The organism is Streptomyces sp. NPDC091377, from assembly GCF_044757045.1.
Taxonomy (GTDB): Bacteria; Actinomycetota; Actinomycetes; order Streptomycetales; family Streptomycetaceae; genus Streptomyces.
On the sequence record NZ_JBIVUE010000021.1, the window covers coordinates 58,711 to 73,568 of the forward strand.

Consider the following 14,858-nt stretch of genomic DNA (forward strand, 5'->3'; position numbering starts at 1 on the left):
TTCCGCGGGGGGTCGTAAAGGGGCGCGTGCGGGAGGTGCGAGAGGCGGGCGGACGGTGAATTGGACGCCGCCCCGAACCTGTCGCGGGAGTCAAATGCCGGGCAGTTCAAGGGGATTCGTAAACCTCGTGACGGCGAATCCCCCGAGGGGCACACGTCGATCTTGCGGAACTCCGATGCCGGTCCTTGGTGAACGCTTCGCGGGCGCCGCGTTTTTACGGCCCGGGGCACCACGATTCGCCTACGCGCGGTAAGTTTCTGGCCATGCCACGTGGACGTCATCGCCATTCCCCGCCCCTGCACAGGCTGCTGCCCCCCTCGGCGATCGCAGGCGTCGCTGTCGTCTGCGCGGTCGGCCCTTGGGTGTTCACGGAAACCGTCGTGCTCCGCGGGCTGGCCGCGACCGCGGCGGTGACGGCCGTCGTCGGCGCGATCGTGCTGCGCCGCTGGGACGCCCAGGCCGGGAAGCGGGTGGCCGACCTCGCGCGCGGGCGCGCGAGCGACGAGTGGCGCCACGAGGAGCGCGTCGCCGAACTCGAAGCCGATCTGGAGGAGTCGCGCGCCCTGCGCGGCAAACTGGAGCACCGGCTGCGCGCGAAGCGCGCCGAACTCACCGGCCTGCGCAACGAACACGCGGCCCTGCTACGGCGGTACGCCACCGCGGAGACCGAGCGGGCCAGCGCCCTGGAAGGGCGGCGGCTGCTGGAGATAGAGACCACGTCCCCGTCGAACGCGCTGCCGCCGGGGGCGTCGGACGCTGACGACACGTCGGCTGCGGCGAAGGGGACGGAGCGGGAGGGGCGTACCGACGCGACGGGCGGCGCGGACTCGACGGGCGGCACCGGCAGCACGGCCGGGGACGCGGCCGGGGACGCGGCTGGGGACGACGCGGACGGGGCCGTCGACGCCGAGAGGCCCGCGCTCTTCTCGCCCGAGGGCTCGCGCCTCTTCCTGCACGCGGGCGAGGCGCTCGCGCGTCTGGAGACGCTGATGGACGAGGCGGCGGCCGATATGGCCGAGGCCGACACGGCCGAGGCGGCCGACACGGCCGAGGCCGAGGCGGACCGGACGGCAGCGGGCGCGGACGCCTCCGAGGCCCCGGAGGTCGATCGCGAGCACCCCACCGACCCCGACCCGGACCCGGGCGGCAAGGGGCCGGGCGGTCCCGGCGGTCCCGGGGTGCCCGACGAGGCCCCGCAGGAGGCTCAGGACGCCCAGGGTCCCGGCGACGGCGCGGACTCCGTCACGGTGCCGGGCACGGACGCGCCGAACAGCCAGGACACGCACGGCGGCCAGGACACCCAGGACTCCGCGGAGGCGCCCGGCGACGGGACGCCCGCGGTCCACGCGCAGGACCAGGACCGGGACCAGGACCAGGACCGGGAGCGGGGCCGGAACGACGGGGCTGCCGAGCCCCGGGCCACCGGGCCCGCGCGGCAGCCGGCCGGGCACTTCACCGTGCCGACCGCCGTGGCCGTCGTACCGCCCGCGCCGGTGCGGCGTCCGTCGGTCGAGGGCGGCTTCGATTTCTTCGGCACGAAGTTCGACGGACCGCAGGAGCCGACAGCACTTGGGGCCGTGCAGGACGAGGACCTCGCCGATGTCGTCGGCCATGAGGCGCTCGACCTGCACAGGGCGGAGAGCGTCGAGCGCGTGGAGCACGGCGAGCGCGAGGACGCGGGCCGCGAGAACACGGCCCCGACCGCCGGGGAGCGGACCGGCACCGCGTCCGGCGACGGCGACGGCGACGGTCAGGTGATCGACCTGACCGCGCACGACGAGACCGAGCAGATCGACGTACAGGGACTGCGCAGCGCGGTCTCCTGACGCGGGGCTCCCGATCAACGGGTCATCGAGCCACCGGGCCACCGGGCCACCGGGTCACCGCCCGGCCCGGTGGCTCACGCCATCCAGCGGTCCGGGAGGGCGTCCCGGCGGCCGGTCCGGGACCGTTCCGCCTGTGCGCGCAGCAACTCCGCGGCCTCCTCGGCGTCCCTCAGCCGCGCCGTCTCGGTCCGGTTGGCCCCCGTGTCCACATGGACGTCCGCGACGCCCCACAGACGCTTCCAGGGCCCTTGGGTGAGCCGTACGCTCTGCACCTTGGCGTGCGGCACGAGGGCCAGGCTGCGGCTCACCAGCCCACGCCGGGTCGCGAACACCGCGTCGGTGACGGTGAGCCCGTAGCCGCGCCACCACACCGGCATGCACCAACGCGCGCGGCGCGGCGGCCGGGACAGGGCGGGCATCGGCGGAACCGTCACGCCCGGCAGGACGCGCGCGATGATCGATTCGGCGACCTCGCGCGGGGCGACCGGCAGCAGCAGCGAGTTGGACGAGCCCGCCACGTTCAGCTCGACCCGCACCCAGCCGCGCCGCCGCCACAACAGGGGCTCGACGATCCGCACCGTCTGCACCCGCCCCGGCGGCACGGTCTCGTGGGCGCGGTCGAGCAGCCCGTGGTCGATGCGCAGCCCGTCCGGGGACTCGGCGAGCGTCCAGTCGTACTCGCTGACGAACCGTCCCACGCTGTTCGCGCCCGCCGCGCCGATCAGCGGCAGCCCGGTCACGATGACCGTCCACAGGCTGTGGGTGAAGAACCACAGCACGGGCGGTACGACGGCAGCGGCGGCCAGCGTGCCCCAGGTCGAGCCGGCCAGCAGCAGCGAGACGGCCAGTCCGCGCGCGGGCACCCGCAGCAGTTGCCGCGCGGGGGCCTCGCCGACCTCGTGCGCGGTCTCGGGGGCGAGACCGGCCGCGCGCGCGAGGAGTTCGGCCCGCAGCGTGCGCGCCTCGCCCTCGCCGAGGAAGGCGAGTTCGTCCTTCTTGTCGGTGCCTATGACGTCGAGTTTCAGCTTGGAGACACCCGCTACGCGCGCGAGGAGCGGCTGAGTGATGTCGATCGCCTGGATGCGCTCCAGCCGGATGTGGGCGGTACGCCGGAACAACAGGCCGGTACGGATGCGCAGCTCGCTGTCCGTCACCGCGAAGTGGGTGAACCACCAGGTGAGGAAGCCGTACAGGGCGGCGGCCGGTATCGCCACGGCCACGATGATCACCAGCGTGGTCGTCGTCAGCCGGGTCAGCTGCCGCTGCGCCTGGTCCGGGTCGTGCAGGGCCCACCCGATGACGACGGCGATGGGCGCCCACGCCCTCCGGAAGGGCGTCACGGGGTGCAGTCGCCGCTCGGTCAGTTCCTTGGCGGCGGTCCCTGCGCTGCCGTCCTCGGCGGTCTCTGGGCTGCCGACAGTGGCCGTCCCTGCGCTGCCGTCGTCTGCGGTCTCTGGGCTACCGCCAGTGGTCGTCCCCGCGCTGCCGTCTGCGGTCGTCCCCGCGCTGCCGTCTGCGGTCGTCCCCGCGCTGCCGTCAGCGGTCGTCCCCGCGCTGCCGTCAGCGGTCGTCCCCGCGTTGTCCCCGTCGGCCGTTCTTACGCTGTCGTCGGCCGCCGGCGTCGTCACAGCCCCGCCGATCGGGCCTGGCCGAGCTGGGTGAGCCGGTCGCGCAGCCGTTCCGCCTCGGCCGGGTCGAGGCCGGGGATGGTGGCGTCGGAGGCCGCGGCGGCGGTGTGCAACTGGACGCTGGCCAGCCCGAAGCGCCGTTCGACCGGACCGGAGGTCACCTCCACGAGCTGCATCCGCCCGTACGGCACCACCGTCACCTGGCGCCACAGCACACCCCGGCTGATCAGCAGGTCGTCGGCCCGCTCGGCGTACCGCCAGGAGCGCCAGTTGCGCTCCAGCATCACCCAGCCCCAGACCGCCAGGGCCAGCGGCGCCAGCGCGAAGGCGGCCCACGCCGGGCCCGCCAGCAGCCCCGGCAGCAGCCCGGCGGCCAGGGTCAGCAGCCCCAGCCAGATCACCAGCAGCAGCCGCCGCATCCGCAGCAGGCCGGACGGCAGCCCGGTCCACAGCGGCTCGGCCGCGCGCTCAGCTCCCGCGCTCGGCGGGCTCCCCGTCTCCATGCCGCCAGCCTACGTAGGCCAGACTGGGCCCATGACGCCCACGACGGAGACCATGGTCGGCATCGGCGGCGCCGCGGAGAGCACCGACATGGTGCTCAACATCGGACCGCAGCACCCGTCCACGCACGGTGTGCTGCGGCTGAGGCTGGTGCTCGACGGCGAGCGGATCCTCCACGCGGAGCCCGTGATCGGCTATATGCACCGGGGCGCGGAGAAGCTCTTCGAGGCGCGCGACTACCGCCAGATCATCATGCTCGCCAACCGCCACGACTGGCTGTCGGCGTTCTCGAACGAGCTGGGCGTGGTCCTCGCCGTCGAGCGGATGCTCGGCATGGAGGTACCGGTCCGCGCGGTGTGGACCCGCACCCTGCTCGCCGAGCTGAACCGGGTGCTGAACCATCTGATGTTCCTCGGCTCCTACCCCCTGGAGCTGGGCGGCATCACACCGGTCTTCTACGCGTTCCGGGAGCGCGAGGTGCTCCAGAACGTGATGGAGGAGGTCTCCGGCGGCCGGATGCACTACATGTTCAACCGGGTCGGTGGCCTCAAGGAGGATCTGCCCGCCGGCTGGGCCTCCCGCGCGCGTGCGGCCGTGTCCGGGGTGCGCTCGCGCATGGACCGCTTCGACGACCTGGTGCTCGGCAACGAGATCTTCCGGGGCCGTACCCGCGGGGTGGGCACGCTCACGGCCGCGACCGCCCAGGCGTACGGCGCCAGCGGGCCCGTCGCCCGCGCCTCGGGCGTCGACCTCGACCTGCGGCGCGACGAGCCGTATCTCGCGTACGGCGAGCTGGGCGACGTACTGAAGGTGGTGACCCGGGAGGAGGGCGACTGCCTCGCGCGCTTCGAGTGCCTCCTGGAGCAGACGCACAACGCCCTCGACCTCGCCGACGCCTGCCTCGATCGGCTGGGGGACCTCCCGCCCGGCCCGATCAACCAGCGCCTCCCCAAGGTCCTGAAGGCGCCCGAGGGCCATACGTACGCCTGGACCGAGAACCCCCTCGGCATCAACGGCTACTACCTCGTCAGCAAGGGCGAGAAGACCCCGTACCGCCTCAAACTGCGCTCGGCGTCCTACAACAACATCCAGGTGCTCACCGAACTGCTGCCGGGCACGCTGGTGGCGGACATGGTGGCGATCCTGGGGTCGATGTTCTTCGTGGTGGGGGACATCGACAAGTAGGCGTCACCGGGCGGGGGAGGGGCGGGCGCCTGCCGTGTGCCGCGTGCCGTGTGCCGCGGATCTGCCGTCAGCCGGGGAGCGGGTCCGTGATGCCCAGGGGCTGGATCAGCCAGCCGAAGTCGCCCAGCCCGGACTCCGCGGTCAGCTCGGCCGCCTCGCCCGCGTTCGCGAGGGCACGGACGTAGGCGGTGGGATCGCTGGTCGCGAGGGACAGCGGCGGCCTGCCACCGGTGACGCCGAGCCCCCGCAGCACCTCCCGCTGCCGCAGGACCCGTCCGCCCTCAGCGGGCACGCGGCCGTCCCGCGTACCCGCTGCGGCGCACGCGTCCAGGGCCACATGGGCGGTGATGTCGCAGGAGCCGTCGGGGACCGGCCGGGTCTCGTGGCCGGCGCGGAAGGCGGTGAGGGTGCCGAAGGGCGGGCGGGTGTCGGCGGTGTGCGCGTAGTCGACGGCCACGGCCAGACCGCGCGAGACGCTCGCCACGGCCGCCGCCCAGGCCGTGTCCCGGGGCAGCCCGATCTCCGCCCGCAGTCCCGGCTCGGCCGGCAGCGGCCACCAGCGGGCGAGCCAGTCCGCGTCCGCGCCGGTCACCGGCCCCCCGAGCCGCTCGGTGCCGTCCGCGCCGACGAGGACCAGCCGGGGTACGCCCGCACCGTCCACTTCGGCGACCTCCACCGGTACGTTGTCCAGCCACTCGTTGGCGAACAGCAGCCCCGTCACCCCTTGGGGTGGCGTCGCCCGCCACTCGATCAGGGGGTCCAGCCCCTGTGGCCGCCCGGCGATCTCCACGCCGTACGCCCGCGTCCGGGCCGCCACCGACGCGGGCAGCGCGTCCAGCACCCCGGCGATCAGCTCACCGCGCCCCGCGCCCATGTCCACGAGATCCAGCCGCCCGGGGCGGCCCAGCGCCGCGTCCACCCGCTCCAGCAGCCGGGCCACCGCCCCGGCGAACAACGGGGACGCGTGGACCGACGTACGGAAGTGCCCGGCCGGGCCTTCGGGGCGCCGGTAGAACCCGTGCGGGCCGTACAGCGCCTCCCGCGTGGCCGCCCGCCAGCCGCGCGGCCCGCCGTCCTCGCCGCGCGGCCCGGGTTCCGGTACGCCGCCGGACGCGCCCGACGTGCCGAAAGCCAGGGGCTGGATCAGGGGGTGAATCTGGGGCTGGATCAGTGGATGGATCAGTGGATGGATCAGTGGATGGATCTGGGGTTGGATCTGGGGCTGAATCAGGCCGGACCGGGGGCGCCGGGGCGTCCGCGGACCGGTTCCGCGCGCCCCGGTCGGCGGCCTCGGCCCCCGAGGCGTGTCGTTCGTCACCACGCAAGGCTAAGCGGCGCGGACCAGGTGGCCTCCACCTTGGGGAGTAGGCGGGCGGGGTACGGATCGACCCTCCGGTTGACCCGGGCACCTATCACGCTTCCCTACGCTGGGTCACGTGCAGCGCCTCTACGACTTCATCCGCAGACACCCGACGTGGGTCGACGGCTTCTGGGCCCTCGTCCTCGTCGGGCTGACTGTGATGACCGCGACGGTCGGTCAGGTCAACGAGGGGACCGACGCGCCCTGGCTGGTCGTCCCCGTCGCCCTGCTTCTCGGCCTGGTGGTCACGCTGCGCCGCCGCAGGCCGGAGCAGATGCTGATCCTTGGGGCGCTCATCGGCGTCCTCCAGCTCACCCTGGACGTGGCGACGTCCGTCGCCGACTTCGCCCTGCTGGTGATCGTCTACACGGTCGCGGCGAACGGCGCCCGCTGGGCCTCCCGCTTCGCCCTGGTCGGCGGACTCGTGGCGGCCCCCCTCGCACAGGCCCGATGGCCGATGGAGGAGACCAGCGCGGCGGGCAACGTGGCGGTGGCCGTCCTCCAGACGGTGCCGTTCGCCCTGGCCTGGGTCCTCGGCGACTCCCTCCGCACCCGCCGCGCCTACTTCGCGCAGCTGGAGGAGCGCGCCACCCGCCTGGAGAAGGAGCGCGAGGCGCAGGCCAAGGTCGCGGTCGCCGCCGAGCGCGCCCGCATCGCCCGGGAACTGCACGACGTGGTCGCGCACAACGTGTCCGTGATGGTGGTCCAGGCCGACGGCGCCGCCTACGTCCTCGACGCCGCGCCCGACCAGGCCAAGAAGGCCCTGGAGACGATCTCCTCCACCGGCCGCCAGGCCCTCGCCGAGATGCGCCGCCTGCTCGGGGTGCTGCGCACCGGCGAGCACCAGGAGAGCGGTGAGTATGTGCCGCAGCCCGACGTCCAGCAGATCGAGGACCTCGTGGAGCAGTGCCGCAGCGCCGGGCTGCCCGTCGACTTCAAGGTCGAGGGCACGGCCCGCCCGATGCCCAGCGGCGTCGAGCTGACGGCGTACCGCATCGTCCAGGAGGCCCTCACCAACACCCGCAAGCACGGCGGGCCGAACACGGGCGCGAGCGTCCGGCTGGTCTACTTCGACGACGGCCTCGGGCTCCTCGTGGAGGACGACGGCAAGGGCGCCCCGCACGAGCTGTACGAGGAGGGCGGCGCGGACGGCCAGGGCCACGGCCTGATCGGCATGCGCGAGCGGGTCGGCATGGTCGGCGGCACCCTGGACGCGGGCCCGCGCCCCGGCGGAGGATTCCGCATCAGCGCCCTGCTCCCGCTCAAACCAACACCTTGACGTCGACGCACGCCCTGTATTGACACCTGTAAAGGGCCCCCGGGCCGTCGGCGCCGTCCACCGGTCCGGCAAGCTCGGGGGAACCCGCCGCGAGAGCGGTCATCCCGCCGCCCAGGCATAAGGAAACGGAAGAGCCCGATGACGATCCGTGTGATGCTCGTCGATGACCAGGTGCTGCTGCGCACCGGATTCCGGATGGTGCTCGCCGCACAGCCGGACATGGAGGTCGTCGCGGAGGCGGGCGACGGTGTCGAGGCGCTCCAGGTGCTCGGCGCGACCGCCGTGGACGTGGTGCTGATGGACGTCCGTATGCCGAAGCTGGACGGTGTGGAGACCACCCGGCGCATCTGCTCCGGCCCCAACCCGCCCAAGGTGCTCATCCTGACCACCTTCGACCTGGACGAGTACGCCTTCTCCGGGCTGAAGGCGGGTGCCTCCGGCTTCATGCTCAAGGACGTGCCGCCCGGCGAACTGCTCACCGCGATCCGCTCCGTGCACAGCGGGGACGCCGTGGTGGCGCCCTCCACCACCCGGCGGCTCCTTGACCGGTTCGCACCGATGCTGCCCAGCGCCGGGAAGCAGCCCGAGCACAAGGAACTGGGGCGGCTGACCGACCGCGAGCGCGAGGTGATGGTGCTGGTCGCGCAGGGCCTGTCCAACAGGGAGATCGCCGCGCGGCTCGTCCTCTCCGAGGCGACCGTGAAGACCCACGTCGGCCGCATCCTGACCAAGCTGGGGCTGCGGGACCGGGTGCAGGTGGTCGTCCTCGCGTACGAGACGGGGCTGGTACGGGCCGGCGGTCAGGGCTGAGCGGGAGCCTGCCGGGGGCCGGGGGCCGGGGGCCGGGGTGGGGCTGGGGCTGGGGGCCTTGTGCCGGGTGCGCTGTGCTGCGGGGTGCGGGGTGCTTGGGTGCGAGGTGCTTGGGTGCGGGGTGCGCTGGGGGTGTGCCGACCCGGCTGACCGTCGCTCGCGGGCGCCGGTAAGGTCTGCGCATGCTCCTGTGGATCAACGGCCCCTTCGGGGGCGGCAAGACACAGACCGCACACGAGATACAGCGCCGTCTGCCCGGCAGCGTCATCTGCGACCCCGAGTTCCCCGGCTTCGGCCTGCGCCGCATGCTGCCGCCCGAACTGCGCGGCGACTTCCAGGATCTCGCGGCCTGGCGGCAGGGTGTGGTCGAGGTGCTCGACCTGGCCCTGTCCCAGCACGAGGGGGTGGTGATCGTCCCGATGACGGTCACCGACTCCGGCTACTTCGCCGAGACCGTCGGACGGCTCCGTGAACTCGGCCACGACGTGCAGCACTTCACCCTGCTCGCCCGGCGCGAGACGGTGGTGAAGCGGCTGCGCGAGCGCGGCCTCGGACAGGTGGTGCGGCTCTTCGCCGGGAAGAAGGCCACGAAGGGGCGCGAGACCTGGGCTGTGCGGCAGCTCGACCGCTGTCTGGAACGGCTGGGCGAGCCGGAGTTCGCCGAGCATCTGTGGACCGACGACTCCACCGTGCCCAAGACCGCCGACCGCATCGCCGTACTGGCCGGACTGAAGCTGCGCCCCAACCACGAGGGCCGGGTCAGGACCAGGCTGCGGCAGGTGCGGGTGGGCGTACGGCACATCCGGTTCGACTGAGGCCGCTGAATGCACTGAGGCGCTGAGGCCGCTGAAGGCGCTGAGGTGGCTGAGGGCGCTGAGGACCGAACCTGAGGCTCGACCGAGGGCGGCGGCTCCGCCGACAGCGGCTCCACCGGGGCTCCCCGCCGCAGTTCTACCCGGACCCCCCGCCCGGCGGTCATCTCAGGACGCCTTCCAGGAAGTCGCTCCCCAGCCGGGCCACCACCGCCACGTCGAGCTGGTGCAGCACATACCGTCCGCGCCGCCGCGTCGTGACCAGCCCGGCCTTCTTCAGCACGCCGAGGTGGCGGGATATCTCGGGTGCGGTCATGCCGTGGACCTGGGCCAGCTCGGTCGTCGTGTAGGCGCTGCGGGCCAGATGACGGCAGATCCGCATCCGGACGGGGTGGGACAGCGCCGTCATCCGCAGGGTGAGCTGCTCGACGGAGGCCGGACGGACCGGCTCCGGGACGCTGACCGGGTAATGCAGCAGCGGCTGCCAGCCGGGGCGGTGCAGCACATTGAGATGGGGGCGGCCCAGGCTGGTCGGCACGAGCACCAGCCGCCCGTCCGTCACCGTCGCGTGGCCCTCGATCAGCTTGTCCACGACGATCCGCCCGCTGCCCGCCTCGAACCGGACCGCCGGGGAGACCGCCGCCAGCGCCTCGGCCAGGCCCTTGCGGCGCAGCAACTCGGTCTTGTGCCGGGCGTCGGCCGCGAGCTGGGGCCGCAGCCGGGCCCACACATCGGAGAAGAACGCCGCGTCGCAGTCCTCCAGGAACCGCCGCAGCCAGGCCCGGACGCTCGGCGGGTCCTCCAGCAGCCGCTGGGTGAAGCGGAGCTGCCGCTGTCCGCGCGAGGCGGCCACCTCCAGGGCTCTGGCACGGCCCTCCTGGCTCGACAGGTGATTCGGCGCCTGGAAGGCGTACCGGAGCAGACAGGTGAACTCCAGGGCCGCGTCCACGAACTGTTCGTCCGTCAGCTTGTCCAGCAGGTCTAGATCCTCGGCGAGGGTGGCACCCGGCAGCCCGCCGGGCAGAGCGGCGAACGGGAGGAACACGTCCGAGTACGTCGACCGCCACAGGAAGTCGGCCTCGCACATCCGGTCGGCCACATACGGGTCCAGCCCGTCGGTCACCTCGGTGGCCCACCCCCGCAGCCCGGGGTGGTGGCCCGGCTCCCCCAGCGCGTGCAGCGCCATGCACAGCTCGGCCAGGGGGGAGGGCACGACGGAGACCCCCTCCGGCCGCAGCCCCGCGATGTCGATCCGCACACTCATGCCCCCATGGTGCACCTGACCACTGACAACGCCGTCGACCGGCGGCCCGCCCCGATTGACGACGCTCGTCAATCGGGGCGACGTCCGGACGGGCCGGGAGCAGGCTGGAAGGCCCCCGGGGCAGCCGCGGAGCCCCGGACAGCCGACCCCGCCCGTCGCCGACGACGGGCGGCCCGACCGACCCGGGACCACCGCCGGACCGCCGGTCCAGGAGTCCCACAGAGGCGAACCGCCATGAGCATCACGCAGCAGTACCTTCTCGACACCTACCGCGCCGCCCGTCTGGGCGAGCCCGCGCCGCCCGCGCCCGGCACGCATGATCTGCGCGTCCTGCGCGGGCTCCGCGACCGGCGCCGCTTCCGCGCCGTCCTGGCCGGCCGCCCGGCCCACGGCCGCCTCGGACCGGCCGCCGCCCGCCTGCGCACGGCCCGCGCGGGACTGCTCCCCGCGCTCCTCCCGAGGCCCCCGCGCGCCTCCCGGCGGGACGACTCCTGCCCGACCTGCTGACGGACGGCGGGAGGGGAGGGGGAGACCCCGGGCCATACCCGGCAGTCGCCGCGCCGCCCCCGTACCGGCGTCTCAGCCGCCGGCCCCCGCCTCCCCAGCCTTCCCTGCCCCTCCGGCCTTCCCCGGCTCTCCGGCCTTCCCCGGCTCTCCGGCCTTCCCCGCCTCTCCGGCTCTCTCCGCCTCCCCGGCCTTCCCCGGCTCCGCGGCCTCCTCCATCAGCACCGCCACGAACCCCGCCACCGCCGTCCTGACGTCCTCCGCCGTCCACTCCAGCCCGTCCGCCCGTACGTCGACCTCCGTGAAGGCCAGCCCCGGTCCGGGCGCGTCCCACGAGCGGGCGAAGAGCAGGATGCCGGTCTCCTCGGCGTGCCGGACCGCGGCCTCGGCGACCACATCGACGTCGTGCGGCAGCCAGACCTGGAACTCGCTGGTGTGCGGGACCTCGGGGTGGACGCGCGACCACGGCACCCCGGCCGCGGCGAGGCCCTCGCGCAGGGCGGCGGCGACCACCCGCGCGTGCCGGACGTACTCGGGCAGCCGGGGCAGCTCGCGCTCCAGTCCGCTCAGCGCCGCCAGCACGGTCGGGAACTGCTGGAAGAGCAGACCGCCGTACCGGTGCCGCCACGCCTTGGCCTCGTCCACGAAGGTCGCCGGGCCCGCGAGGGCGGCGCCGGAGAAGCCGCCCAGGGACTTGTAGAACGACACGTACACGCTGTCCGCGAGGCTCGCGATCTCGGACAGGGGGCGGCCGAAGTGCTCGGTGGTGTCCCACAGACGGGCGCCGTCGAAGTGGACCACGGCGTCGCGCTCGCGCGCGGCGGCCACGATCTCCGAGAGTTCCTCGAAGGTGGGCAGGAGAAATCCGGCGTCCCGCAGCGGGAGTTCCAGCATCAGCGCGCCGAAAGGCTCCTCGAAGCCACGTACCTCGGCGGCCGTCGGCTGCCGGGGCTCGCGTGTCAGACGCACCGGACGCAACTCGCTCACCTCGGTGAACGCGTTGCGCTCATGGACCTCGGGATGGGCGAGCGCGTGCAGCGCGACCGTCGGGTTCCCGGTGCGGCCCGCCCAGCAGCGCAGGGCCACCTGCTGGGCCATGGTGCCGGTCGGGAAGAACGCGGCGGCCTCCTTGCCCAGCAGACCGGCGACCTTCTCCTCCAGGGCGGTGACGATGCCGCCGCCGTACAGGTCGACGGGCTGGTCGAGGTCGTACAGGTCGTAGAGGTCGTCGGGGTCCTCCAGGATCTCAAGGCGCTCCCTGAGCGAGGCGAGGACGCTGAAGCGTGCCAGGCGCCGGGCCGTGCGGTGGACCTCTCTGCGCCGCTTGAAGCGACGTGCGCGCCGTTCCTCGACGGTCCCCGCCGAAGCCGCCCCCGCCTCCGCCCCGGCCTCCGGGGCCGCCCCCGAGGCCGCCCCCGGCGCCGGCGCCCGCCCCGGCCCCGCTCCCGACCCGCTCTGCTCTGCCCCATCAGTCATGGGCCGGATCATCCCCCGCCTCCCAGCGCGCGGGCACCCGCTTTTTACCTGTACTTGGCCGACGGCCACCCACAGCCTGTGGACGACGGCCGCCGATGCCCTGTGGACGACGGGTGGACGACGGGACGCCTCGGGAACCGATCGCGTTAACATGACGAGAAATCGTCCGGTACCCGGAGCGGACTGGAACGGGAAGGCCGTAGTCGCGTGAGCACAGTCCCACAGCCAGACCCCAAGGACCGCCCCGCGCGGCTCACCGTCGGCGTGGTCGGCGCCGGTCGGGTGGGCCCCGCGCTCGCCCTGGCGCTGCAACGGGCGGGACATCGCCCGGTCGCCGTCTCCGGGGTCTCCGACCCCTCCCGGCGGCGGGCCGCCGAGCTGCTGCCCGATGTCCCGCTCGTGACCCCCGCGCAGGTGCTCGACCGCGCCGACCTGGTGCTTCTGACGGTGCCCGACGACGCCCTGCCCGGCCTGGTCACGGGCCTCGCCGAGACCGGGTCCGTACGCCCGGGCCAGCTGATCGCGCACACCTCGGGCCGGTACGGCGCCCGCGTCCTGGACCCCGCCCTGCGCGCGGGGGCCCTGCCGATGGCCCTGCACCCCGCGATGACCTTCACCGGCACCCAGGTCGACGTACAGCGGCTGGCCGGCTGCTCCTTCGGGGTCACCGCCCCCGACGAACTGCGGATGGCCGCCGAGGCGCTCGTCATCGAGATGGGCGGCGAGCCGGAGTGGATCACCGAGGAGAGCCGCCCGCTCTACCACGCGGCCCTCGCGCTGGGCGCCAACCACCTGGTCACCCTGGTCGCGCAGTCCATGGAACTGCTGCGCACGGCCGGGGTCTCCGCACCCGACCGGATGCTCGGCCCGCTCCTCGGCGCCGCCCTGGACAACGCCCTGCGCTCCGGTGACGCGGCGCTGACCGGGCCCGTCGCGCGCGGCGACGCGGGCACCGTGGCCGCGCACATCGCCGAGCTGCGCAGGAACGCGCCGCCGATGGTCGCCGGCTATCTGGCGATGGCCCGCGCCACCGCCGACCGCGCGCTGGCCCACGGGCTGCTCAAGCCGGAACTCGCCGAGGACCTCCTCGGGGTGCTCGCCGAGGGCACTCCCGGCTCCGAAGGAGACGCCCGATGACCACCGCCCTGCTGCGCACCGCCGAGGAACTGCGCGCCCGCCCGCGCGCGGGACGCCGGGCCGTCGCGATGACCATGGGCGCCCTGCACGAGGGCCACGCCAGCCTGATCCGCTCCGCGCGCGAGGTGGCCGGGCCGGACGGCGAGGTCGTCGTGACGGTCTTCGTCAACCCGCTCCAGTTCGGTGAGGCCGCGGACCTCGACCGCTATCCCCGCACCCTGGAGGCCGATCTCAAGGTCGCCGAGCAGGCCGGCGCCGACGTCGTCCTCGCGCCCTCCGTGGACGAGGTCTACCCGGGCGGCGCACCCCAGGTGCGGATCACCGCCGGGCCGATGGGGGAGCGCCTGGAGGGCGCCTCGCGCCCCGGGCACTTCGACGGCATGCTCACCGTCGTCGCCAAGCTGCTCCACCTCACCCGCCCCGACGCCGCGCTCTTCGGGCAGAAGGACGCCCAGCAGCTCGCGCTGATCCGCCGCATGGTGCGGGACCTGAACTTCGGCGTGGAGATCGTCGCCGTACCCACCGTCCGGGAGGACGACGGGCTCGCGCTCTCCAGCCGCAACCGATTCCTCTCGCCGAAGGAGCGGGCGACCGCGCTCGCGCTGTCCCAGGCCCTGTTCGCGGGCGGCGACCGGCACGCGGCGCAGGAGGCGCTTCGCGCGCGTGCCCGCGAAGTGCCCGCCACGCGCGCGCGGGCGGAGGCGCTCAGCGCGCTCGGCGAGTCCCGCGCGGCGGCCGACACCCACGCCGTCGCCAAGGCGGTGCCCGGCGGCCCGAGCGCGGTCCGCGCGGCGGCCCGGCTGGTCCTGGACGAGGCCGCCCGGCTCAGCCCGCCGCTGCGCCTGGACTACCTCGCCCTGGTCGACCCCGCCGACTTCACCGAGGTCGGCAACGACTTCACCGGCGAGGCCGTCCTCGCCGTCGCCGCGCGGGTCGGCGAGACCCGGCTGATCGACAATCTGCCCCTGACCTTCGGAACCTTCGGAACCCCCGGAGCCGCCTCGTGACCGGCAACGACAGCACGGGCAGCACGGGCAGCACCGGCACCGGTAGCGAGGGCAAGGCCACCGGCACCG

13 protein-coding genes are annotated in these 14,858 nt (G+C 74.1%); 8 read left to right on the plus strand and 5 right to left on the minus strand.

From position 1 onward, the window contains the following. The first annotated feature begins 380 nt into the window (after positions 1–380). A complete protein-coding gene (locus ACIQNG_RS32985; RefSeq protein WP_401490130.1) occupies positions 381–1,826 on the plus strand; it encodes a hypothetical protein in 1,446 nt (481 codons plus the stop codon). 74 nt (positions 1,827–1,900) lie between these two features. On the opposite strand, the gene ACIQNG_RS32990 is transcribed toward ACIQNG_RS32985, so the two are convergent. Further along, entirely contained in the window at positions 1,901–3,190 is a 1,290-nt protein-coding gene (locus tag ACIQNG_RS32990) for a PH domain-containing protein (RefSeq protein ID WP_401490195.1), read from the minus strand. Between the two features lie 260 nt (positions 3,191–3,450). Beyond that, the gene (locus ACIQNG_RS32995) at positions 3,451–3,957 is read right to left on the minus strand and encodes a PH domain-containing protein (RefSeq protein WP_401490133.1); all 507 of its coding nucleotides are present in this window, start codon (positions 3,955–3,957) and stop codon (positions 3,451–3,453) included. A gap of 31 nt (positions 3,958–3,988) precedes the next feature. Here ACIQNG_RS32995 and ACIQNG_RS33000 point away from each other — a divergent pair, with 31 nt between their 5' ends. Continuing rightward, on the plus strand, positions 3,989–5,140 hold the full coding sequence (locus ACIQNG_RS33000) for an NADH-quinone oxidoreductase subunit D (RefSeq protein ID WP_401433656.1): 1,152 nt from the start codon (positions 3,989–3,991) through the stop codon (positions 5,138–5,140). A 67-nt stretch (positions 5,141–5,207) separates the two neighbouring features. On the opposite strand, the gene ACIQNG_RS33005 is transcribed toward ACIQNG_RS33000, so the two are convergent. After that, a complete protein-coding gene (locus ACIQNG_RS33005) occupies positions 5,208–6,275 on the minus strand; it encodes an SAM-dependent methyltransferase (protein ID WP_401490197.1) in 1,068 nt (355 codons plus the stop codon). A 301-nt stretch (positions 6,276–6,576) separates the two neighbouring features. Between ACIQNG_RS33005 and ACIQNG_RS33010 the strand changes: the two genes are divergently transcribed. The 3 genes from ACIQNG_RS33010 to ACIQNG_RS33020 all read left to right on the plus strand — a co-directional run bounded on the left by ACIQNG_RS33010 (position 6,577) and on the right by ACIQNG_RS33020 (position 9,404). After that, the gene (locus ACIQNG_RS33010; protein ID WP_401490135.1) at positions 6,577–7,779 is read left to right on the plus strand and encodes a sensor histidine kinase; all 1,203 of its coding nucleotides are present in this window, start codon (positions 6,577–6,579) and stop codon (positions 7,777–7,779) included. Positions 7,780–7,917: 138 nt separating this feature from the next. Beyond that, the gene (locus ACIQNG_RS33015; RefSeq protein ID WP_401433650.1) at positions 7,918–8,589 is read left to right on the plus strand and encodes a response regulator; all 672 of its coding nucleotides are present in this window, start codon (positions 7,918–7,920) and stop codon (positions 8,587–8,589) included. A 182-nt stretch (positions 8,590–8,771) separates the two neighbouring features. Further along, a complete protein-coding gene (locus ACIQNG_RS33020; RefSeq protein ID WP_401433648.1) occupies positions 8,772–9,404 on the plus strand; it encodes an AAA family ATPase in 633 nt (210 codons plus the stop codon). Positions 9,405–9,564: 160 nt separating this feature from the next. On the opposite strand, the gene ACIQNG_RS33025 is transcribed toward ACIQNG_RS33020, so the two are convergent. Then, on the minus strand, positions 9,565–10,665 hold the full coding sequence (locus tag ACIQNG_RS33025; protein WP_401490138.1) for a DUF5937 family protein: 1,101 nt from the start codon (positions 10,663–10,665) through the stop codon (positions 9,565–9,567). A 234-nt stretch (positions 10,666–10,899) separates the two neighbouring features. Here ACIQNG_RS33025 and ACIQNG_RS33030 point away from each other — a divergent pair, with 234 nt between their 5' ends. After that, a complete protein-coding gene (locus ACIQNG_RS33030; RefSeq protein ID WP_401433643.1) occupies positions 10,900–11,172 on the plus strand; it encodes a hypothetical protein in 273 nt (90 codons plus the stop codon). Positions 11,173–11,244: 72 nt separating this feature from the next. On the opposite strand, the gene ACIQNG_RS33035 is transcribed toward ACIQNG_RS33030, so the two are convergent. After that, positions 11,245–12,645 carry a threonine aldolase family protein gene (locus ACIQNG_RS33035; protein WP_401490141.1) on the minus strand — a complete coding sequence of 467 codons (1,401 nt, stop codon included), beginning with the start codon at positions 12,643–12,645 and terminating at the stop codon, positions 11,245–11,247. A gap of 207 nt (positions 12,646–12,852) precedes the next feature. Here ACIQNG_RS33035 and ACIQNG_RS33040 point away from each other — a divergent pair, with 207 nt between their 5' ends. Together ACIQNG_RS33040 and panC are read left to right on the plus strand one after the other, a co-directional pair. Next, positions 12,853–13,782 (plus strand): Rossmann-like and DUF2520 domain-containing protein, encoded by a 930-nt coding sequence (locus tag ACIQNG_RS33040; RefSeq protein ID WP_401433638.1) that lies wholly within the window; start codon positions 12,853–12,855, stop codon positions 13,780–13,782. After that, positions 13,779–14,789 carry a pantoate--beta-alanine ligase gene (panC, locus tag ACIQNG_RS33045; RefSeq protein ID WP_401433636.1) on the plus strand — a complete coding sequence of 337 codons (1,011 nt, stop codon included), beginning with the start codon at positions 13,779–13,781 and terminating at the stop codon, positions 14,787–14,789. The genes ACIQNG_RS33040 and panC overlap by 4 nt, the downstream gene beginning before the upstream one ends. Positions 14,790–14,858: the final 69 nt, after the last annotated feature.